Annotated in this window: 14 protein-coding genes and 1 pseudogene; 5 read left to right on the forward strand and 10 right to left on the reverse strand. The window is 56.8% G+C overall.

All coding sequences use genetic code 11. From position 1 onward, the window contains the following. A pseudogene (locus RBR41_RS13870) lies at positions 1-336 on the reverse strand (hypothetical protein); the annotation flags it as partial. Between the two features lie 176 nt (positions 337-512). On the opposite strand from RBR41_RS13870, the gene RBR41_RS13875 reads away from it, so the two are divergent. From RBR41_RS13875 to RBR41_RS13885, 3 genes are all read left to right on the forward strand, one after another. Continuing rightward, on the forward strand, positions 513-1,556 hold the full coding sequence (locus RBR41_RS13875) for an alpha/beta hydrolase family protein (RefSeq protein ID WP_320353261.1): 1,044 nt from the start codon (positions 513-515) through the stop codon (positions 1,554-1,556). 475 nt (positions 1,557-2,031) lie between these two features. Continuing rightward, positions 2,032-2,436 (forward strand): hypothetical protein, encoded by a 405-nt coding sequence (locus RBR41_RS13880; RefSeq protein WP_320353262.1) that lies wholly within the window; start codon positions 2,032-2,034, stop codon positions 2,434-2,436. A gap of 159 nt (positions 2,437-2,595) precedes the next feature. Further along, positions 2,596-3,000, forward strand: coding sequence for a hypothetical protein (locus RBR41_RS13885; RefSeq protein ID WP_320353263.1), 405 nt, complete (start codon positions 2,596-2,598; stop codon positions 2,998-3,000). 778 nt (positions 3,001-3,778) lie between these two features. On the opposite strand, the gene ldhH is transcribed toward RBR41_RS13885, so the two are convergent. The 5 genes from ldhH to RBR41_RS13910 all read right to left on the reverse strand — a co-directional run bounded on the left by ldhH (position 3,779) and on the right by RBR41_RS13910 (position 10,915). Further along, positions 3,779-5,929, reverse strand: a complete 2,151-nt coding sequence (gene ldhH / locus RBR41_RS13890; protein ID WP_320353264.1) for an L-lactate dehydrogenase (quinone) large subunit LdhH — start codon at positions 5,927-5,929, stop codon at positions 3,779-3,781. Between the two features lie 3 nt (positions 5,930-5,932). Continuing rightward, complete coding sequence (locus RBR41_RS13895; RefSeq protein WP_320353265.1) at positions 5,933-6,565, reverse strand: LUD domain-containing protein; 633 nt, start codon at positions 6,563-6,565, stop codon at positions 5,933-5,935. 86 nt (positions 6,566-6,651) lie between these two features. After that, complete coding sequence (locus tag RBR41_RS13900) at positions 6,652-7,947, reverse strand: (Fe-S)-binding protein (protein WP_320353266.1); 1,296 nt, start codon at positions 7,945-7,947, stop codon at positions 6,652-6,654. 9 nt (positions 7,948-7,956) lie between these two features. Then, entirely contained in the window at positions 7,957-9,342 is a 1,386-nt protein-coding gene (locus RBR41_RS13905) for an FAD-binding oxidoreductase (RefSeq protein ID WP_320353267.1), read from the reverse strand. Between the two features lie 1,081 nt (positions 9,343-10,423). Further along, positions 10,424-10,915 carry a helix-turn-helix transcriptional regulator gene (locus RBR41_RS13910; RefSeq protein WP_320353268.1) on the reverse strand — a complete coding sequence of 164 codons (492 nt, stop codon included), beginning with the start codon at positions 10,913-10,915 and terminating at the stop codon, positions 10,424-10,426. Positions 10,916-11,287: 372 nt separating this feature from the next. Between RBR41_RS13910 and RBR41_RS13915 the strand changes: the two genes are divergently transcribed. Together RBR41_RS13915 and RBR41_RS13920 are read left to right on the forward strand one after the other, a co-directional pair. Beyond that, entirely contained in the window at positions 11,288-15,925 is a 4,638-nt protein-coding gene (locus RBR41_RS13915; protein WP_320353270.1) for an autotransporter domain-containing protein, read from the forward strand. 295 nt (positions 15,926-16,220) lie between these two features. Continuing rightward, the gene (locus RBR41_RS13920; RefSeq protein WP_320353272.1) at positions 16,221-16,805 is read left to right on the forward strand and encodes an OmpH family outer membrane protein; all 585 of its coding nucleotides are present in this window, start codon (positions 16,221-16,223) and stop codon (positions 16,803-16,805) included. 102 nt (positions 16,806-16,907) lie between these two features. Here the strand turns inward: RBR41_RS13920 and fliW are convergent, their stop codons facing one another. The 4 genes from fliW to flgK are packed head-to-tail and all read right to left on the reverse strand — an operon-like array spanning position 16,908 to position 21,330. Continuing rightward, positions 16,908-17,408 carry a flagellar assembly protein FliW gene (gene fliW / locus RBR41_RS13925; RefSeq protein ID WP_320353273.1) on the reverse strand — a complete coding sequence of 167 codons (501 nt, stop codon included), beginning with the start codon at positions 17,406-17,408 and terminating at the stop codon, positions 16,908-16,910. Next, positions 17,387-17,623: a carbon storage regulator CsrA gene (csrA, locus tag RBR41_RS13930; protein ID WP_012625619.1), complete on the reverse strand. Its 237-nt coding sequence runs from the start codon at positions 17,621-17,623 to the stop codon at positions 17,387-17,389. Before csrA ends, fliW begins: the two co-directional genes overlap by 22 nt. A gap of 12 nt (positions 17,624-17,635) precedes the next feature. Next, entirely contained in the window at positions 17,636-19,174 is a 1,539-nt protein-coding gene (locus RBR41_RS13935; protein ID WP_320353274.1) for a flagellar hook protein, read from the reverse strand. A gap of 8 nt (positions 19,175-19,182) precedes the next feature. Continuing rightward, positions 19,183-21,330 carry a flagellar hook-associated protein FlgK gene (flgK, locus tag RBR41_RS13940; RefSeq protein WP_320353275.1) on the reverse strand — a complete coding sequence of 716 codons (2,148 nt, stop codon included), beginning with the start codon at positions 21,328-21,330 and terminating at the stop codon, positions 19,183-19,185. Positions 21,331-21,395: the final 65 nt, after the last annotated feature.

The following is a 21,395-nucleotide window of genomic DNA, read 5'->3' on the forward strand; positions in this document are numbered from 1 at the left end:
GAGCAGGTGTTCCTTCTTGATGAAGCGGCTGTCACGGGAAAAAATGGCCGGGCCCACATGGCGGCCGATGCAATAATTGACGGCATCGCCAAAAACGCCCGCCGCCAGCAGCACCAGCATCACTTCCACATAGCCCATAAGTCCGGCCCCGGCCACCACGCCCGCCGCGAACAGCAGGGAGTCGCCCGGCAGAAAGGGCGTTACCACAAGCCCGGTCTCACAAAAAACGATGACAAAAAGTATGGCGTAAATCCAAAGACCGTATTGTGCAACCAGTTCGAAAAGATGCACGTCAATGTGCAAAATAAAGTCAATAAAATAGCGTATTATTTCCATACATTCCAGCTCCGTGGCCTGATTTCAGGGGCAAAGCGCCTCTCCTGACCGCCCTTGTACCCCAAGGCCGCTTATGGCACAACACGGGCATGCGACAGAATTTTTCTGCAATCCTTATTTTGTTTTTCTGCTTTACGCTGCTGCCGGCCCCCCACGCGAGGGCCGATTTTTACCACGTGGGTTTTCGTACCCTTGGGCAATGGGACCCCGAAAGCGGCCTGCGCCTTGACGTAAACCTTTGGTATCCCTCGGTGCGGCCTGCGCGCGACATCCAGTACGGCCCTTGGGAAATCTCCGCTGCCCGTGGGGGCAAGCCCGTGGACGGGCGCTTTCCGCTTATCCTGCTTTCGCACGATACCGCAGGATCACGCTTTTCGTATCACGATACCGCCGCGTGGCTGGCAGCCAGCGGTTTTGTGGTGGCCGCGCCTACCCACCCCGGCGACAATACCGACAATATGGATCTTCTGCTGACCTGGCAGCAACTGTCCAACAGGGTGCGCGAACTTTCCAGTCTTATCCCCCTTCTGCTCAATGATCCTGAGTCCGAACCCTCCATTGACCCCGAGCGTATCGGCGTGCTGGGGTTCGGCGCTGGCGGCACGGCCGCCCTGCTGCTGGGCGGCGCGCTGCCCGACTGCGAAGGCTGGCGCACTTACTGCGCCCAGGCGGGCAAGCAGGACATGTATTGCAATACCTGGGCGCGCAACCGCATGGACGGCCTTTGCCAGAGCCTGCCCCTGACCAAAAGTCTCGCCGACACGCGCGTCAAAGCTGTGGCCGCTGTGGCTCCGGGTTTTGGCATGCTTTTCAACCGCGACTCTTTCCGCTGGTTTTACCCACCCCTGCTGCTCATGGCCGCCTCCAACGACCGGCTGAACAATACCGCCCTGCACGCCCGCCGCATTTATGACATGGCTGGCAAAAAATCCCGCTGGCTGGTGCTGGACAAGGCCGACGCAGGGGCGCTCATGGCCCCCTGCCCACCCTCGCTGGAGGTGGAACTGCCCGAACTTTGCCGTTCTGTCAGCGATGAGAACAGAAAAAGCATCCACAAAAACATGTTTGCGGCTTTAAGCGAGTTTTTTCTCCATTATCTGGGGAACAGCGTTAACCTTCCGCATATTCCGCAGCCACCCGACCTTAGCCCGCCCCTGCCGCCCAAGCCCGAACCCGCGCCTGCTCCGGCACAGCCCGCAAAACGCAACCGTGCAAAATAAGTAGAATTTTCATGGATTTCCAGCAAGTTTGTAGGAGCGCTCCTTGACAATTACGCCGCCCCTTACTAAAGGTTTTATAGTGTTGCACACTACTGTTACGTACAGGCAATGCACGCAGAATACCGGGGTAGCGCTGGCCGCAACAAGATGTTAGCGTTACACATTTGTTTGAAAGCCCCTTACCGCGCCCACCGTAATGGCCAGCCAGGTTTGCGGCAGGCTCTCGTGAAAACATTCGTTAAGGTATATGCTGCCTGTGCGTAACAATGCATCCTTGCTGAGAAATGGAAGTACAGATGCCATGAAGATACGGCTTTTTTGCATTCTGTGCCTTATATTTGCCGTAGGTATCGGGTCCGATGCTCTGGCCGCGCAATCTTCAGGCACTCCAAAAAACAACATTCAACCAGAGGAGCCCTGGGTTATTATGCCCGCCGGCGGAAAACCGGCCTTTATGGGCATTCATGGCGGCACAATGCCTGTTAGTCTGCTGGTTTACGGCGATGGCACCTCACTGGTTACCTTTGTGGGGCGAACTGGCAACGACTTTCTTGATGTGCTGCGGCGCACGGATCTCCCCGTGCCGAGCCTGCTCAACGCAACAGCACATAATGGAACCGCTGAAACCATGCTACCTGCGGGCAAATATGGCCTACTGACGGCAGGAAACACCAACAGTACCATGCCCGTTTTTAATGTCACCGGGGAAAGACTCTCACACATGGACATGGCGCCAGGGCAATTGCAGCCCTTTGGCCTGTCCGACAAGCCTCTATCCATTGAAGGCGAGGTCAGCAGACCGACCCATCTTTCTCCCGCCAAACAGTACAGGCTGTTTTTTCAGCCCCAGTATTTGCAACCCCGCCGCCCCATACGCTGACGGTCAGTTTCGCATTTTCGACTGGCCCACTGCTGTACCTGATATCGTATCCATTTTTTGTTCGCGTCTTGAGTCTGATCCTAAACTATAGAATAATTTGTAATTTATACGAATCTTGATATATTATATTTTCAGAATCACTAGCTAGAGGAGCTGATTATGTCCCTTTCCAATTACCACGAGGCAATGGAAAGTTTATATAGAACCTGCACAGAGCAGGCATCGCATCGCCCGACCGACAGGCTTTTTTCGCAAGGCCTGAAATATCTGCTTGAAAACTGCCCGTCATTTGATGCATGCGTTGGTGAAGACAACCCGTTTTACAAGGAGTTTGTCCTCCATCTCCAGACAGGCGTCTGCATGGATGAAGATTGCCTCAGCCTCTTTGAATGCCTGGCCATTTTCTTCCGTATCCGTCAGCTGATCCAGAAAGAACGCAACCTCAGCGATACGGAAAGCAAACTCCTGCACTACTTTGAAACTTGTGGAGAATGGCAACCTCAAGACCCTACCATTGTCAGCCACTGGTACTGGTGGCGCATTCCTACACTGGCAATGCACTAAAAAATCCCTGCGCTGAAGTGCACGCACTTTGAGGCGACCTGCCTGCGACCAGCCGGCGGAACACGCTATCCGACATCCTGAACGATTGACGCTGCGGCAAAGCACGCCCAGCTGTCAGCGCAGCAGTATTGCCATTCATCATGCATTGCTTCATACACCACACGCCATCCGGCAAGTGTGGCCTACTTTTGCGCGCGCTTTTTTCAGGCAGGCTGCGCTATTCCCCTTTGCGCGCCTAGCTCACCGACCCCGTGCAGTACAATTTCGTCTTGACCGTGCCCAGACATTACCTGTCCTACTGCCCCAATTATCTTGCCCCCCAAATTGCCCTGTCTCTCGTGTGCGGTTGCGCCACGGAGCGGCGGCGTCAGCTCATGTATGCGTTTCAACTGCCCGCTGCCACGACCAAGGCAGCGGGCTCACGGTATTTTTTTGTACTCTCACTTTTGCTGCCCCGTCATGTCAGACAACACTTTGCAATACCACATACTCCAATAAAAATTTTAGGGGGTGGGGGCGTGGGGGAGGAGACCCTTTTTTCAGAGCATGTAACTTTGAAAAAAGTTACATGCTCTGACGCTGCACGAGAGTGCAGCGCGCCACAAAGTGGCGTGGATTCAGGCGAAAATCGCATTTTCGCCTGAATGACAACTTTGAAATGTAAAGCATTTCAAAGTTACTCTGGGCTAAAAGGGTCCCTCCCCCACAAAGCATTACTCCAAAAATGAAGCGCCGCTTTTTCAAGCGGCGCTTCATTACTATTTTTTACAGGTATGGGTTATTTCTTCAGGTTGTCGGCCAACAATTCGGCGATGTGGTCGACCTTGATCTTCAGTCCCTGCTTTTCAGCGCCGCCACGCAACTGCATGACGCAGCCAGGGCAGTCCACCACCAGGCGATCCGCCCCGGTGGCCTTCATGTTGTTGACTTTCTTTTCCAGAAGCTGTGCCGATATTTCGGGGAACTTCACAGAGTAGCTGCCGCCGAATCCGCAGCAGACCTCTTCTTCTTCGCAGGGCACATATTCCGCGGCATCGGCAATAAGCGCGCGCGGGGCTTCCTTCACGTTCAGGCCACGGCAAAGGTGGCAGGAAGCGTGGTAGGTGACCTTTTGCCCGGACTTCTGGAAGTCTTCGGGCTTGAGCCCCAGCACGTCATGCACAAAGGAGCTGAAGTCAATGACCTTGGCCGCAAAGGCCTGGCCTTCCACCACGGCATAGTCCTTGTCGAGGATCTGCGGGTAGTGGTGCTTCAAATGCCCGGCGCAACTTGCGCACAGCGTGATGATGTAGTCGTAGTTGCCGCCACGGAACGCGGCAAGGTTCTGCTTGGCCACGTCAATGGAGGTTTTGCGCTGTCCCATCATTTCCAGGGGCAGACCGCAGCAGGACTGCTCCATGGGAAAGTCCACGGCCACATTCTTGGCGGCCAGTACCTTCACGCAGGCTTCCAGCTGCTCGGGGTAGATGAAGTCCTGGGCGCAGCCGCTGAAGATGGCCACACGCATGACGGGGTTCTGCACCTTGGGCGCGATTTCGGGCCAGCGGTCGCGGAAGGACTTGTTGGCAATGGCGGGCAGAGCCTTGAAGTTGTGCTTGCCCAGGAACACGGCAGGCAGATGCCGCTGGAACTGAGCGCCGCGCGTGAAGGGCTTCTGGGCAAAGCTGGCGAACTTGAGCAGCTTGTGGAAGAGCTTGCGGTTCTTCATGACGGCTGACAGCAGGTTGGCCTCGATGGGAGCGCCCTGCTCCTCGTTGAGACGCGCGCGGATTTCGCGGATGAGGCGCGGCAGCTCGATGCCGCCGGCGCACACGTTGGCGCAGGATTCGCAACCCATGCAGTTCTGGCTCAGGATGCGGGCGCGATCCTTGCCGTGGAAGAAGTAGGTCAGGATGAGGCCGATGGCGCCAATGTAGATGTAGCCCATCTTGTGGCCGCCCACGAGGCGGTACACGGGGCAGACGTTGGCGCAGGCGCCGCAGCGCACACAGCGGAAGATCTGCTTGAACAGCGGATCCTTGGCGATCTCGGTGCGGCCGTTGTCCAGAAAGACCACATGCATGATCTTCTTGTTGTCGGGATTGGCGGCACAGGGGCCAGCGCCGCACATCCAGGTGACGTACGAGGTCAGGCGCTGGGCCGTGGCGTTGCGGGGCAGCACCAACAAAGCGGTGAGGGCGTCGTCCAGCTTGGCGACAAGCTTGTCGAGACCGGCTATGGCCACATGCACGCGCGGCAGGGTGGTGACCATGCGGGCGTTGCCTTCGTTGGTCACGGTAGAAACGGCGCCGTTTTCAGCCACGGCAAAGTTGCACCCGCTGATGCCCATATCGGCGGCAACGAACTTGCGGCGCAACTGCACGCGGGCCACCTTGACCAGGTGCTGCACGTCCGAATCCTGTTTCGTGCCCGTGGCCTTGGTGAAGTCGTCGGCCACCTGATAGCGCGAAAGGTGGATGGCGGGCATGACCATGTGCGAGGGGCCTTCGTGCCGCAACTGGATGATCCATTCGCCGAGGTCGGTTTCGTCCACGATGAGGCCCTGGGCCTCAAGGGCGGGATTCAGCTCGATTTCTTCAGCCGTCATGGACTTGGACTTCACCACGCGCTTGACGTTGTTTTCTCTGGCGATGCGCGAGATGATCTCGTTGGCTTCGGCGGCGTTGACGGCGCGGTGCACGTGTACGCCGCGCTTTTCGGCCTCGGCCTTGAACTGGCTGTACAGTTCTTCCATGTGCTGACAGGCGTAATCCTTGGCGTCAGCCACCTTGGCTATGAGTCCGCGTTCGTCCACTTCCTTGAACACGGCTTCGCGGTTGGCGCGGTAGGCAACGGCGAAGGTGTCCAGGGTGCGGCGCAAAAATTCGTCGTTAAGGGCTTCGTCCAGCTCCTTGTGGTAGCCGGAATTGCTTTTAAGGGCGTCATGCATGGGTTAGTCCTCCAGAAGAATGATGTGGAGTTCCAGCGGGCCATGTACGCCCACGGCAGCCACACGTTCGATGTCAGCCGTACGGCTGGGCCCCGTCACCAGGGTGGTGTAGGTAGCAGGCGCTGCACTCATGCGCTCGCGCAGAATCTGCGCAATGGACGGCAGATCGGGATAGATGTCGGACTTGTGCAGGAGTATCATGGACACTTCGGAAATCATGCCCGTCAGGCGCACATCTTCATTGTCGGTATTGAGCAGACACGTGGCGCTGGCAGCCACGCCCACGATGCCCGTGGACAGGCCCACATCGATGCCCGCAAGATAGTTGCGCAGTCCTTCACGGATGCAGAGAAAACCCTTTTCCTCACAGGCGGCAGCCAGGGCGGCAAAATCCGCGTCATTGAGTTCAGGGGCGGCGACCACCCGCTGCAGGCGGGTGGGAACATTGTTGGGGCTCAGAGGGCCCTGGGCTGTGCCGGGCTCGTCAGCCAGGATTTCAGCAGGAGCCTTGCTGGCGCAGACGTCCACAACATATTGCAGGGCTGCGGCCATGGTGGGCACTTCCTGCACCACTGCGCTGACCGCTGCGGCCTTGGCGGCGAAAGCTTCGACCAATTCCCGGTTTACAGGGGGCATACGATACTCCTTATGGGTCATCTTGGTTACGCGGGCCTTCCGCGTCACCCCGGCGGGGAATATTCTTCCCCGCCGGAGCGGCCATGTTATTTCAGACTTTCAGCGTATATTTCCACAGTGTGCATGACGCGCACGCGGTCCTTGTTATGCGAAAGCACGTCCTCAAGCTGCATCATGCAGGCAGGGCAGCCAGCGGCCACCACTTCAGCCCTGGAAGCCACGACATTATCACGCTTGCGCTGACCGATCTTGCGTGAATAGTCATAGTGGAAAAGGTTGAACGAGCCGCCGCAGCCGCAGCAACGATCCGGCTCCGCCATTTCCACAACCTTGTACGCGGGGTTGGCGGCCATGACGGCACGCGGCTGACTGACCACGCCCAAAGATTTTTTTAGATGGCAGGAGTCGTGGTAGGTCACCGTGGTTGCGTTGCCTGCCGGGGCTGCGGCGGGCTGCACCTTGAGCACGTCCACGAGAAAGGCGTTGATGTCCATGGCCTTGGCGGCCAGTTGGTCAACCTTGCGCTTTTCCGCCGCGCCGATGCGATCCGCGTAGCGGGGCCAGAGTTCTTTGATGGTGGAGGTGCAGGAGCCGCAGGGGCTCAGGATGTAGTCAAAATCCACGCCGTCAAGGGCCTTGAGGTTGACCTTCATCTGCTTGACCATGCCGTCGGCATCGCCCGAAGACAGGGCCGGGATGCCACAGCAGGTCAGGCCCTTGGGCATGAAGACAGCGACGTTGTGGTGGTGAAGCACCTTGAGGCAGGCTTCGGCCATGTCCACATACATCTTGTCGCCCATACAGCCGGGATAGAAGGCCACCTTGATGCCGCCGGACTGGCGGCGTTCGTCAAGCGCGCCATGGCGCACATGCAGGGGTTTTTTGGCCAGGGGCCGCATGTGACGGTCGCCCAGCATGAAGTTGAGCATGGGAGCACAGACCGTGCCCTGAGGAGCCCCCGTGCTGCGGAACATGAGGCCCTGCATGGGTGCGCCCACGCGCATGGCCAGGTTGAACAGGCCGGGCTGGGGCAGCAGCGCGCGGAAGATCATTTTTTTGACGGGATGCAGGCCAAGATAGGCGTTGACGAGTTCCCGCGCTTCCATAAAGACGTCCATAATCTGGACGCCGGGAGGACAGGCAGCCTGGCAGGAACCGCACAAAAGGCAGCGGCCCAGCTTGTCGGAAACAGCTTCAGGGTCCTGAATCATTTCGTGGGCAAGATTGTCGATAAGGGCCAGCTTGCCGCGGGCCACGTCTGCTTCCATGCCGGACGCGCCGTACATGGGGCACACGGCCTGGCACATGCCGCACTTCATACAGGCTGTAATCCTGTCATCCAGAGCCATGAGGCGCTGGGACAGTTCATGCAGATTGCTCATGTAAGGCTCCTAGATTCCCACCAGCTTGGTGGCGTTGAACAGGCCCTTGGGATCAAGGGCACGACGCAGCCGCTGCGAGAACAAAATGGTGCCGCGCGAGGTTTCTTTTTCCATCCATTTGGCCTTGGCCGTGCCGATGCCGTGCTCGCCAGAGAGGGTGCCGTGCAGCTTGAGGGCCACATCGAACATTTCGTCAATGGCTTCTTCCACGCGGTGGAATTCGTCCTTGTCGCGCTTGTCGCACAAAAAGGTGGGGTGCAGGTTGCCGTCGCCGGCGTGGCCGAAGGTGCCCACCTCAAGCCTGTACTTGGCGGCAATTTCATTGACGGCCTTCAGCATGGCGGGGATCTGCGAACGCGGCACGGTGGCGTCTTCAAGCACGGTGGTGGGACGGCAACGGGCCAGCACGGGCAGAGCCATGCGGCGGGCTTCCCACAGTTTGAACTTTTCTTCGGCGTCCTTGGGCACATGTACGGCGCTGGCGTGATTGGCCTTGAGCACGCGTTCCACGGCTTCGGCGTCGTCCGCCACCTGGGCGGGATGGCCGTCCACTTCAATCAGCAGAATGGCGCCAGCTTCACGCGGCAGTCCGGCCTTGGTGAAGTCGTCCACGCGCACGATGGTGTTGTTGTCCAGAAGTTCGAGCGTACAGGGAACCACGTGGGCGGCAATGATGCCCGCCACGGCTTCGGCGGCGTTCTGCACATCTTTGAACACGGCCATGAGGGCCTTGGACGCCTTGGGCGGGGGCACAAGCTTGAGAATGGCCTGGGAAATGATGCCCAGCGTGCCTTCTGACTGCACCAGCATGCCGCCGAGGTTGTACCCGGTGACGCACTTGACCGTGCGCGAGCCGGACTTGACGATCTCGCCGGTGGCGTCAAAAAACTCCAAGCCCATGAGGTAGTCCTTGGTCACGCCGTACTTGAGGCCGCGCAGGCCGCCAGCGTTTTCAGCAATATTGCCGCCAATGGTGGACACGGCCTGAGAGCCCGGATCCGGGGGGTAGAAAAGATTTTTTTTGGCGACTTCAGCGGCGAACTGGGCGGTAATGACGCCGGGCTCGACCACGGCGTAAAGGTCGTCGGAGTTGATTTCAATGATGCGGTTAAGACCGTTGGTCAGGATGACAACCGAGTCGGTACTGTCGGGGATGGTGCCGCCCGACAGGTTGGTGCCCGCGCCGCGAACGGTCATGGGGATGCCATTGTCATACAGCTTCTTCACACAGACGCCCAGCTGTTCAGTGGAGGTCGGGCGCAGCACAAGCGAAGGCACAACCGGAGCGAGCACCGCCGAATCATACGAGTAGCTCTGCCGGTCAGCTTCGGAGCTGAACACATTTTCTTTGCCGATGAGGTCTTCAAAATCCCTGATCAACGCCTGACTTGCCATGAGGCCTCCTTGAACATCTGTATGGCGGAGGTGCAACCCGCACGCCCCACTCGCCAGTCCGGGACACACCGGACACTTTGCGATTGGTTGCCCAATCGGTCAACTTTTCTACAAGAATAAAACCCTATATCCATGATTACCAGCCTTGCATAGGGGATGCGCCAAAAAACTTTGGTATCACTAGCAGAACTGTGCGCAAAAATGTTGTCTGAATAGCAGCGTTCGCGAAGGAAATGTTGGGCAATTGGCTGAAATAAGGATTTTTTTTCAAACCGTACAAAAGCAGTTCAGTCGGCACAAAAATGTAATTTTTTTCTGCTGTCCTGCCGTTTTTTTATTTGAGTCTGCTCTTAACAGATAAGATCGGCAATAGCCCCGTCAATGTTGCCGGACAATAACGCGCCATGATCCGGCTGACCGTGTTCATGCTGCTTTCAGGGCATGTTGTCATTGAAAAAAGATACTTGCCTGACGCTGTGCTCGCGTCCGGCGTCAGAGCATTTTACCTTTGAAATAAGGTAAAATGCTCTGACATCAATAGGATGCCTATCTACCTTTGCAGGTGTCTTTTTGCAAAGTTTTTGCAATCCCGTTTTGCCGCTGGCGCTTGTACATTGGGTGACGCCCGCGCAGCCGCCAGAGCGCTTCACAATAAATCTGCCGCAAACCATAGCAAAAGAGGCCGCCCATGGGGCGGCCTCCAGCCAATAAATACGCACACTACTCAAAAAAGCAGATGCGACAGCCCAACTGAGGGCAAGCTATTCCGCCGGGGCGGTTCCGCTTTCTTCTGCGGGCGCTTCGCTGTCCACGGGTTTAAGGCTGTGCATGTAACTCTGTATGGTAGAGGCAAAATACAGAAAAAGTGCACTCTCCCAGCAAGAGCCTTCCGAGGGCAAGGACCGCGCGTAAATGCGCAAAAATATGTCCGCTGAAATGCGCGTTAGCTGCTATGCTCCTCCTGCAGGTGCACACTTTCCCCCAATCAACAAAGCTGAAGTCACCAGACAACAGCAAGCCGGGAGAGGTCGAGGGTGAACAACGTACTGAAACTCTGCAGGCAACTCATGCCACACATTGATCAGCCCTTGGATTTGAGGCGGGCCAATTTAGTATTCAGAATGCTGTTTTCTTTCCAGAGTTGCCTGTTTTCTTCATTCAGCTCCCTGCGTTCTTCTTCAAGGCGCTCAAGCCGCTCCTCGAGTCGGTGACATCGCACGCATTCTTGCTGGATCAAATTTTCATCCGAAACGAGCGAAATTCTGCTCTTCGTCGTTGAAAAATTTTCGGCAGCCCCCAACCCACGAGGCAAACCCAACGTGTTATCAGCCAGTGAACTTTCCAGTGGTGCAGACTCGTCGACAGGTGTTTTGGCCAATCCTTCACCTTGAAGAAGCCATTGGACAGACACATTTGTCTGCTGACAAATCTTCAGTACTATATCACTGTTAGGTAAGTTTTCATCACGCTCATACCCACCCAGCGATCCTTTGCTGATCCCGAGTTTTGCCGCAAAAACTTCCTGCGACAATGCCCCCCGCACAAACCGGATACGAGACCCAAGCGTTTTCATAGGTGATTCAGTCCCAATGCCCAATAAGCACTGAACCTTCAAATAAGATCATAATATAGTTCACAATCTTTGAGAAACAGATCGTTTTTACATTCCAACCGATATTATGGTTGAAATGACTGATATTTTGATCTAATACTGCAGTTGGGCGGTTAAGGTTCATATTATAGCAAAACAACCATACCCGCCTAACCAGGGGAAAGCAATATTTCAGCTACACCCTTCACCAATTGCTTTCCCCTTTCCACGCTGAGGACAGGCCACTATCACGGCCTTAATGGTTACCCTTCAAGGAGGAAGCTCATGATTTTGTCCAAGAATGCAGTTGGAAACCTGATTAACAGGTATAAAGCGGTACTGGGGAAATGCCGCTTGCTCAACACCTTTGGCTCGCTGGCACTGGCAGCGGCCCTTATTTTTGGCAGCGCGGGCATGGCTGCGGCGGCAGAATGGGACGGAACAACAGACCTGACCGTAGGCACTGGCGATGAGCTTATCGTCAACAAAGATATGCCCCTTAGCGGGACTCTGACCATTACCGAGGGCGGCACTGTCACGGTTGAGCAGGGGGGCAGAATCTTCGAGGGCGACACCCCTTCCGACGGCAAATTGCAGGTCCAGGGCGGCACGCTGAATATCAATGGATATTCAGATTCGCGTGATCTGCAGATCACGGGCGGAACCGTCAATATCACCGGCACATCCGGCAATGGCTGGCGCCAGGATGCGCTTGGCGGCTATTCTGAAAAAGCTGCAGGCTCCACGAATGACGCCACTCTTGTTTCAGGATCCAACACCACCGTCAACATATCCTCCGCCACCCTTTTTGCAGGCGGCGCTGATGCCAGCTCGTTCCGCCAGTTGAAAATCTCCGATGGCGCGACTATCAATCTTATGGGGCTGTCTCCTGACGATAGCCATACAAAAGATTTTGATGATGCGGGAATGCTCTTTGTCAAACCAAAGTCAGATGTGGCTACACAGACTGAGCCGACCCTGCTGATCACAGGCGCGGAGACCACGGTTAACATTCTGCGCAACGAATCCAACAAATCCAATCACGGCGTATTCAATACCAGCAACACCAGCATTACTGACGGCGCCACGGTTAATGTACAGGGTGGACTTCTGCTTACAGGCTATCTTAACACGCCTGCGTCAGACCCGAGCAAAACCGTTACGGAGGCCATGTTTGCTGCCAATGCCGGATACACCAGCGTTGACGGTGGCGGAAGCATAGTCGTTGGCGACAAGGGACACCTTGTGCTGAATCAGGGCATGACCCTTGATATTGCTGCTGACGGTGCGCTGACCAGCACTGGCAAGGTCAGTATCTACACCAAAAATGACCTCACCAACACTGCTGCAACCTTGCAGTATTCCGGCGGCACACACACTCTGAGCGGCACGGTGAGTCTTGGCGGCGACCTCAAGGTTACTGACGCCAAACTGGACTTGACCAATGCCAAGCTTGAAAAATTCGGTAACACTGCCGGAACCATAGCTGTGCTGCGCGAGCAGGATACTACCAGCAACCAGATGGCCCGTGTGGATATGACCAGTGACCAGCTTTCTTCCTGGCTTGCCGAGGACGGCTCCGTTACCGTCAAGGGCACCAATAACCTGAAAGCCCGCTTGCATCTGGGCACAGACGCGACACTGGATGCCGGAAGCATTGAAGGTGGCACCGCGGCAAAATCCGGCATGCTCGTCCTCCTTGAACATGGCAGCATTCAGGCGCAAAACATGAAGCTGACCGGCAATGCACTCGACATTGGCTCTGCGGAGGACACCCGCATCAAGGTCAACAGCCTTACCCTTACGCCCGGCGAGGATAAAGACTTTACCCTGACGTCTGGCAAACTGTACCTCAAGGGCGAAGCCGATTCCGCGCTCAACTTTGTAGGCAGCGAAGGCAAAGGCCTGGAAATCGCTACCGCTGGCGTACTGAAGCTTGGCGACACCCCGGGCGAAACGCCTATAGTGGGCGGTTCCCTCAACACCAATATCACCAGCAGCGGAACGGTCGAAGTTACCAATGGCAAATGGGTTCTGGCCAAAGGCAATACTCTGAATATCGAGGGTGGCACCCTTACTATAGGCGGAGAAAAGGCGTCCCAGACAGCCACTTCACCCATGCCCGCTGAACTGAACATTCAGGGAACCCTGACGAGTGCGGCACCCGGCAACGGCAGCGACACCGGCATCAATGTCATGCAAAACGGTGTTCTGTCTGGTGATGCCAGCAAGTTCGTCACATATGCCGACAACGATGTCACCATCGCAACCGGCAAAGAGATATATGTCGCCACTGGCGGCACTCTGCGCCTTGACGGGCTGGAAACAATCACCCTCACCCAGGCGAAGAAGTTCAAGAGTATCATGGCTGACGGCAGTGCGGGCCTTATCAACTACGGTGACGCTAAGCTCGTTGCGGGTGCCGATGATAAAACCGATGGCAACATTGTAAGCGATAAGATTGAAGGCACCAAAATAGTGGTGGCTGGCGAAAAAGTGGCATATGCCGCCGCGAGCGACAGCATTACCGTAGGCGGTGACTTCGGCGCTGATGCTCTTGTCGTTACGGGCAATGCCGGCGTTGTAGCAGTCAAGATTGATGGCGATACCACCCTGCTGGGTAATAGCGGCCAGTTAATCACCACCGTCGACAACAAAGAAGCCAATGTTACCGTGGCTGCCGGTAAAAATCTCAACCTCGGTTCCGCAGGTGTGGCGTCCAAGGGCGGCATACTGAATGGCAATGTAGCACTCAATGCGGGCTCTGTCCTTAATGTCGCTGCCGCCCAATACACGGTGAACAACATCGAAGGGAACAGTGGCAGTACAGGCAATGTGGAGATCAGCGCGGGCGGCGGCCTCACTGCGGACAATATCACTGCAACCAACGTTACCGCCACCGGCGGCAGCGTTACGGCGGACAAAATCACGGCCTCCAGCGTTACCGCCAATGGCGGCAGCGTTTCTGCTTCCGATATCACGGCCACCAGCGTTACCGCCAATGGCGGCAACCTTAAAGCCCAAAACCTTACCGTCAGCGACGACTCCAGCTTCACTGACGGCGCAAAGGTAAATGTGTCTACGCTGACCGGAGCTGCAAACAAAGCCATTTCGGTTGGCAACAAAACTGACACGGTGGGTGGCACGACCCTCACAGTGGGCGACCTGAATCTTAACGGCGGCAGCCTCCTTATCGACCCGGCCTGGAGCCAGGCCTCCAGCAACGTGGCCGTGGGCGCCTTTACAGATAGCGCGGCCCAGCCAGATCTCAGCATCAACGGCAACGTGGGTGTGGGCATGAACTCTATGGCTGCCATTGGCACCACCGACACAGGGTGGCTGACTGGTCAGGTAAACGACGCCACCAACGGAGCGGGCCTGACGCAAAATGGCGTCACCGCCGCCATGGGCCTCTACAGTGCTCAGGTGCTGGGCAGCGGACAAGCCATTGTTGTGGACGGCACAAAATCTACTGCGGACTTTAGCTCCTTCACTGGCAACACCGCCACCTTTGCCAACAACTCACTGCTCGTAGTCACAGCCGCAGCTACAAATGCTGCCGGAGCTCTGGACGGCGCAGTTACCGGCAAGACTCTACTTGCTGACAGCGCAAGACTGCGCATCACTGACGCCAAGGTGGGCCAAACCTACAAGGTTTTGGGCGCTAATCTGAAGGTGGACAACACTAGTTACGCAGACGGCGCAAACGGCACCGGTTGGACAGGTTCCAACTTCAGCACCGACTCCCGCATGATCACGGGCGCATTTGATGCCGCCACTGGTGAACTGACAACGGCGCTCAACTCCTCCGCCAATACCTTCCCCAAACTTGACGGCGAACTTGTGAAGGCGCTGGACAATGCCTACGCCGCCGACCAGGTGGGCCCGGGCCAAGTAAATTCCGACGTGAAGGGCGTGCGCTTCCTGTCCCGCGCCACCAACGACAACTTCATCGGCGCCAATGCCGACCTGGCCGCCAAGACCATTGAAAGCGCCTCGCGCATAGCTGTGGCTGGCGCAGTGCCGCAGATGGCCATGGCCGCCAATAACGCTGCGGGCGCTGCCATTACCCAGCGCACCAGCATTGCGCAGCCTGACGGCAACGGCCTTCAGTCCGTTTCGCTCAACAAGGGTGATGGCGTGAGCAATAAGGGCGCGGCCCTGTGGATCATGCCCCTGTACCAGAGCCAGAACGCCTGGGGCATGGAAGCCGGAAACTATGATCTCAAGTGGAACGGCAGCCTGGGCGGCATAGCCCTTGGCGGCGATTACACCTTTGATAATGCCCTGCGCGCGGGTATAGCCTTCAATATCGGCGGCGGTTACGCCGAGGGCGAGGGCGACCTGGCCAAAACAACCAACAGCTTCAACTTCTGGGGCCTTGGCGCATATACTGGCTGGGCCATGGAAAACTTCGGCGTAACCGCCGACGTCAACTTCACCAGCACCTACAACAAGGTGAAGCAGGAGCTGCCCGGGGCCATGCAGATGCACGACCTCAAGAGCGACATCACGGCATACGCCCTCAGCTCGGGCCTGCGCGCCGAATACAAGTTCAACACGCAGTATGTGGACATTATCCCCCACCTTGGCGTGCGCTACATGTACGTGAACACCGACTCCTATGATGTGAAGAGCAACGGCACCGCCATGCGCGGGGATGAAACAGAGCAGAACATCTGGACCTTCCCCATTGGCGTGACCTTCAGCAAGCAGGTTGAAACCAGCAACGGCTGGTATGTGAAGCCCAACCTTGACCTCGGCGTGCTCCCCGCCACCGGCGACATCGACGCCAAGAGCAAGGTTCGCTTTACCGGCACAGGAACCAAGGCCGAACTGGATACCCGTACCATGGACTATATGAGCTATACGGGTGGCCTGGGCCTTGATTTTGGCAACAACAACCTGTCGTTTGGCCTTAACTACAACATTCAGGCCTCTGAACACGCCACCTCACATGGCGTGTTCGGCACGGCCCGTTACGAGTTCTAGGGAAACGCTGATTTGCTTCGTTTGGCGGCGTTGCTTCACTTTTTTTGAAACAGTCGAGGACGGAAAAGTCCACTCCTGCTTCAAAAAAAGATCACGCCTTGCCAAACAAAACAACTACGCGTTTCCAAGAGGCTCTTTAATCAGTAGCGCAAAAACAGACCGGGAACATCCGGTGCGGGGCGGCGTACGCCGCCCCGCTTACATTTGCAAACAGCACAAGCCTCACACAGCTTGCGCGGCCGTTCGCGCCCTGCCCTTCCTGGGGTGCGGACGGCCTTTTCGTCAAGGTAGCGGTATGAAAAGACAAATTCGTTTTGCGGCCTTGGGGCTGCTCTGCATTTTTTTGACAGGATGTCTTAACTTCGATGACTCGCCCAAGGTCGGAGTGGTGGATGTAGACCGCATTTTGCGCGAATCCCGTGCGGCCCAGGCCGCAGTCAGACACATTGATGCCGTCCGCCAACGTCTGGACGCCGGATGGAACGAACTGCAAAAAATGTACGCCGCCTCGTTGCCAGCAGAGCGGGAACAGGCACTGGCACAGGGGCTGAACACCCTGCGCCGCCAGATGGCGCTGGAAGAAGCGGCGGCCAGACAGGTCGTCGTAAACCATATGCAGACTGAAGTAGCCCGCTGGCGTGAAAGCACCAAGGCGCAGATGGTGCTGCCCCGCAACGGGATGCTGGACGCCGCCCCTGGCACGGATATTACCGGAACCATCATGGATGCCATGAACCAGCACGACCCAGTTTTCTCCAGTCTGCCCACGGTGCATGTGGAAGGCAGCAGCAACGACACGGACAAAACCCCGGACGTTGCCGCGCCTTCCGGCAAACAGCCCCGGTCTGCGGTAACAGGGCCAGTGCCAGCAAAGCGATAGTTCCCGTTAAGAGCAACGAGTAGAAGAGCCCCTTTTTTCAGCAACTGAAAAAAGGGGCCTTGCAACACCTGAACAAATCTTACTTTCAGGGCAAAAGCACAGTTATTCCGCCGGGGCGGTTCCGCTTTCTTCTGCGGGCGCTTCGCTGTCCACGGGTTTAAGGCTGTCCATGTAAATCTGTTGCGGGCCATCGCCGCACTGCGGCACCTGAAGCCCCAGACGGGCCTGGGAATTGATGATAATGGGCCCGGCCATGTTGAGCACCGCAGCCTCTGGCTGCCCGGCAGGAATGGAAACAGTCACCAGAACGGCTGTTTCTTCCATATCCGCTATTTGCAGAAGCTGCTTTTCGGCCTCGCCCAGAGCGGGGGCATACGCGGTCTTGTCCATAAAGCTGTAGGGATCAGCCACCAGCAAGCCTACCACGGGGTTGCTTGTACTCTGCAAAATAAGCAGAGGAGCCTCGGGGCGGATTTGCAGCAGAATGAAATCTCTTTCATTTTCAAATCCGGCCAGACCGCGTGGAAAATGCACAACCTTTTCGGCATCGATACTACGCCGCCCGAGGCGGGTTTCGATCTCTATTTCTTTGTTTCGTGCCATAATTCAGCAGCCACCATGAGGTCGTTGTTACTGGTTTCAAGAGCGCGGCGGTTTTCTTCCACAACCCGCTTGTACACTTCTTCGCGGTAAACGGTGGTGTCGCCCGGCACTTCCAGGCCAAGCTTGACCTGTTTGCCCTGCATACCCAGAACGGTTATGCGTATGTTTTCGCCGAGATAAAGGCTTTCACCAGGGCGACGCGTCAGTATCAGCATAAGTGCTACCTATTATAAGTACTTGGCAAGGCTCATTTGCATAATCATCGATGAAGATTGAAGCACCGTCTGGTACGTCAACTGCTGCCGCGTGAGCTTGGCCAACAGATCCGTAAGATCGATGTCTTCTGTATAGCTCAATCGTTCCTCCTGGTCTACCTTCTGAAAACTCAGCACATCCTGCGCCAGACTGACGCGGTTTTCCAGACCGCCAATGCGGGCCACCTGACTGAGGATATTCTGCTGCGCCGTTTCAATGGCGGCCAGACTTTTCTGGCAGCCTTCCTGATTATTATTTTCGCAGTAAGCAATAAAGTCGCCTGCGATTTCAAACAGGTTGGCATTGCCCTCAATGGCGGGCTTGCCATCATAATAGCCGCCAAAAATATCCTTGCCCACGCTGTTCACGCCAATATACGTGCCCTTCATTATTTCCAGGTTCAGATTGGCGCGCGCGGGATGGATAAGCACCTGCGTGCCCTTGTCTATAATGGTGCTGCCCGCAGAGGAAGCGTCCATATCCATATAGCCGCCGGGCACAGGCAGGCGCACTTTGCCGCCGCCCGCAGTCTGCGCCGTGGCCGTAACCCAGGAGCTGCCGCTGTCCAGACTGTATGAATAGGTAAAAGGCGTGCCCGTGGTGGACAAATCCACACTGGGATCAGCGTCTATACGCACAAGCACGTTGTTGCCAAAAGCGCCGCTGGCCGATGTTTTCAGCCCGCTGGGGCCGCCCATGACGGTCATCTCCGGCGGGGGATCGTTGTCGTCGCCCTGGTACACGGCCGTGGGGCGGATGTACACGAGCGTACCGTTATTGGCCCCGGCCCCGAGACTTGTATCCGCAGCGGTGACGGCCATATTCTGCTTCATGGTGATGGTCACGCCGTCGGCCACCAGGGTATGGCTGCCTGCCGCCACGGTTTCGGTATTCCAGGTTGTGCCGCCGTCCTTGGACCAGCGGTAGTCCAGCGCGTCAACGCCCAGCGTGCCCGTGCTGGTAAACTGCACCATCATGGAGGTATTGCTCGCGCCCTCAATGGTGTAGTTTCCCGCGCTGATGTCACTGTTCCAGGTGGTGTCCCAACTGGTCAGGCCGAGGCTCTGCTCAAAGGCGTTCTGGTCATAGCGCTGCCCTGCAAAAATACTCTTGTCGTTGAACTGGGTATTGGACAGGTTGAGAATCTGACCAAAAATTTCCTTGGCTTCCGAAGCGATAAGCGTGCGCTGGTTGTCCGTGGTTCCTGTGGCGGCCTGCTCCATCAAGCTTTTGAGCTTGGTTATGGCTGTGCTCAGCTGCGTGCCAAGAACATCGTCCGCCAGCTTGAGCCACCCTTCGGCAGTATCGCAATTGGACTGGTACTGCTTGGTGTCGCTGATATCGTCCCTGGTCATGAGCACGCGATAGGTTCCTGCGGGATCATCGGAGGGACGGTTGATCTTCTTTTGCGTGGAGCCTTGCTCATTGCTTTCCATATATGCAGAAAGGCTCTTCTGCATCTGCCCAACTATGGTATTGTACATGGAGCTTTGTGTAACTCTGATGGCCATAACAGCTCCTATTGCTTGAGGCCAAGCAGGGTTTGCAGCATCTGGTCAGCGGTAGTGATAAGCTTGGCCGCCGCCGTATAGGAGTGCTGGTACTTTATGAGGTTGGACATTTCTTCGTCCAGATTCACCCCTGTTACGGAACTTACGCGGTCTCCGAGGTCCGTGGTCAGGGAGGTGTGATACTCCGAATTGGTTTTGGAGAGCCGCCTGTCCGCGCCCACTGTGGTTACCAGCGTGGCGTAGTATTCGCCGAGGCTCTGGTTGGACACGGTCTTCCAGGTGGTCGAAATGGTCACGTCCTTGGTGGCGAGCGCCCCGATGGCCGTTGCCGTTGATCCGTCGCCCTTGTTGGCCTGGCTCTGCCCGTTGACGGCCCCGGCCGCTATGAGGTTGACATTGGTGTGCAACTGGCTGTTGACGGCCATGTTGGACGCGTTGTCACCCGTAAAAAATGAATTGATGCCAAGCGCGGCCATAAGCCCCGTGCTGTCCACGCCCATGGCGAATTTGACGTTGCTGGCCGGATTGGACTCGATAAGCAGCTTGCCGTCCTGAATGCTGGCCTTGAGCATGTTGACGCCCGGCGCGCTGCTGTCGGGGAAGCTGCTGTTGATGACGTTGCACACGTCCTGAAGCGTATGCACGCTCGGGTCAAAATTCACCGTGCCGGGAGGCGTTATGGAACTGAAATCCAGCGAGTTTGTGCCGGAAGCCGTTGCCCGGAGATCGCCAGTGGTCTGGTCGTAAAAATAGATATTGAGATTGCCGCTCTGGAGCTTGTCGGCATACGGCAGGGTGGTCTGGGCCGAGCCAAGGGGCTGCTGGGCGCTCAGCACCTGCTGCGTGCCCTGGGCATAGGTCAGCAGTTCCGTACCGGTTCCCTGGCTGTGCAGGCGGTTTACTTCCCAGATAAGAGAAGAGGCCACGGCGTCCAGCTCATCAAGATAGCGGCCGCAGTTGTCGTCGCGCACGGTATAGTAGGCGGTCAGCTTGCCACCGGTGGCGCGGTTCTTGTTTTCCGAACCGTCAAGATAGGTCTGCGGCGTGATGTTCTGGGGGCCGCGTGTGGGCTCTATCCAGTACAGGCCGTTCTTGGGCATGATGTCGAACTTGTCGCCAGCCGTGAAATTGTTCGTTTCGGAGAAGGATATCTTGAGATCCTTGACCTTTACGGGGTCTACCTTACCATCGCCGTCAACGTCGGTGATGTCATAGTGCAGTTCTTTGCCGTTCTCGTCACGCAGCCACGTTTTGCCGCCGTCCAGAGAAACGCGAAAGCTCGGCGGCGGCGTGTCGCCGACGTTGCCGCCGTTAAGAATTTCAACGGTGTATTCGTGGCTGTCGGAACCCTGAAACTCCACGTTGCCCGTATACGCCGAGCCAGCCGTAAGATTGCTTTCGGCGCGCGGCCCCATGACCTTGAGTTCATTGACGCTCTGCCCCTGCACCAGCGGCTGCCCGGTGGTGAGTTGCACGGTGAAGTTGCCCTTGCCGTTGTCGATGGTTTCCACATCCACAAGTGTGGCCAGCTCGCGCACCATCTGGTCGCGCTGGTCAAGCAGGGCATTGGGATTGCTCACGCCGTCAACGGTATTGGTCGTGATCTGCCTGTTAAGGTCGGCAATGCCCTTGGCCAGGGTGTTGATACGGTCCACCGACTGGTTGATGGACACGTCCATTTCGCTCTGAATGGCCTTGAGGCTTGCTGTTGTGCTGCTGAACATGTCGCTCAGATTGTCGGCACTGGAAAGCAGGCTCTGACGATAGGCATTATCGTCCGGAAGCTTGGTAAGATCTTGCCACCCCTTGAAAAAAGCGCTCATGGACGAGCTTATGCCCGACCGGTTGGACTCGTTGAACAGGTTTTCAACCGAACTGAGCACAGTATCCTGCTCTGTCCAGCGGGAAGAATTGGTGGACTGCCTCACATAGGATCGCTCAAGAAAAGCGTCGAAAAAGCGCAGTATCTGCTGGGCGTTGACGCCCATGCTCTCGCCGCCGGGCTTGGAGATAATGGTGCCCGCGTCGCGCTGATCCACATAGCGACGGGTATAGCCCGCGGTGTCGGCATTGGCTATGTTGCTGCCAGTGACCGATATCCATGCCTGGGACGCATTGAGCGCCGTTTGCCCCATGTTAAGCAGACCGCTAAGCATGACTTAGAGCCTCCCTGAAATAAGCGCGGCTTCGGGATGGCCGTGAGGGCGCATACCGCCCCGGC

The sequence above is a fragment of the Desulfovibrio sp. genome, from assembly GCF_034006445.1.
Taxonomy (GTDB): Bacteria; Desulfobacterota; Desulfovibrionia; order Desulfovibrionales; family Desulfovibrionaceae; genus Desulfovibrio.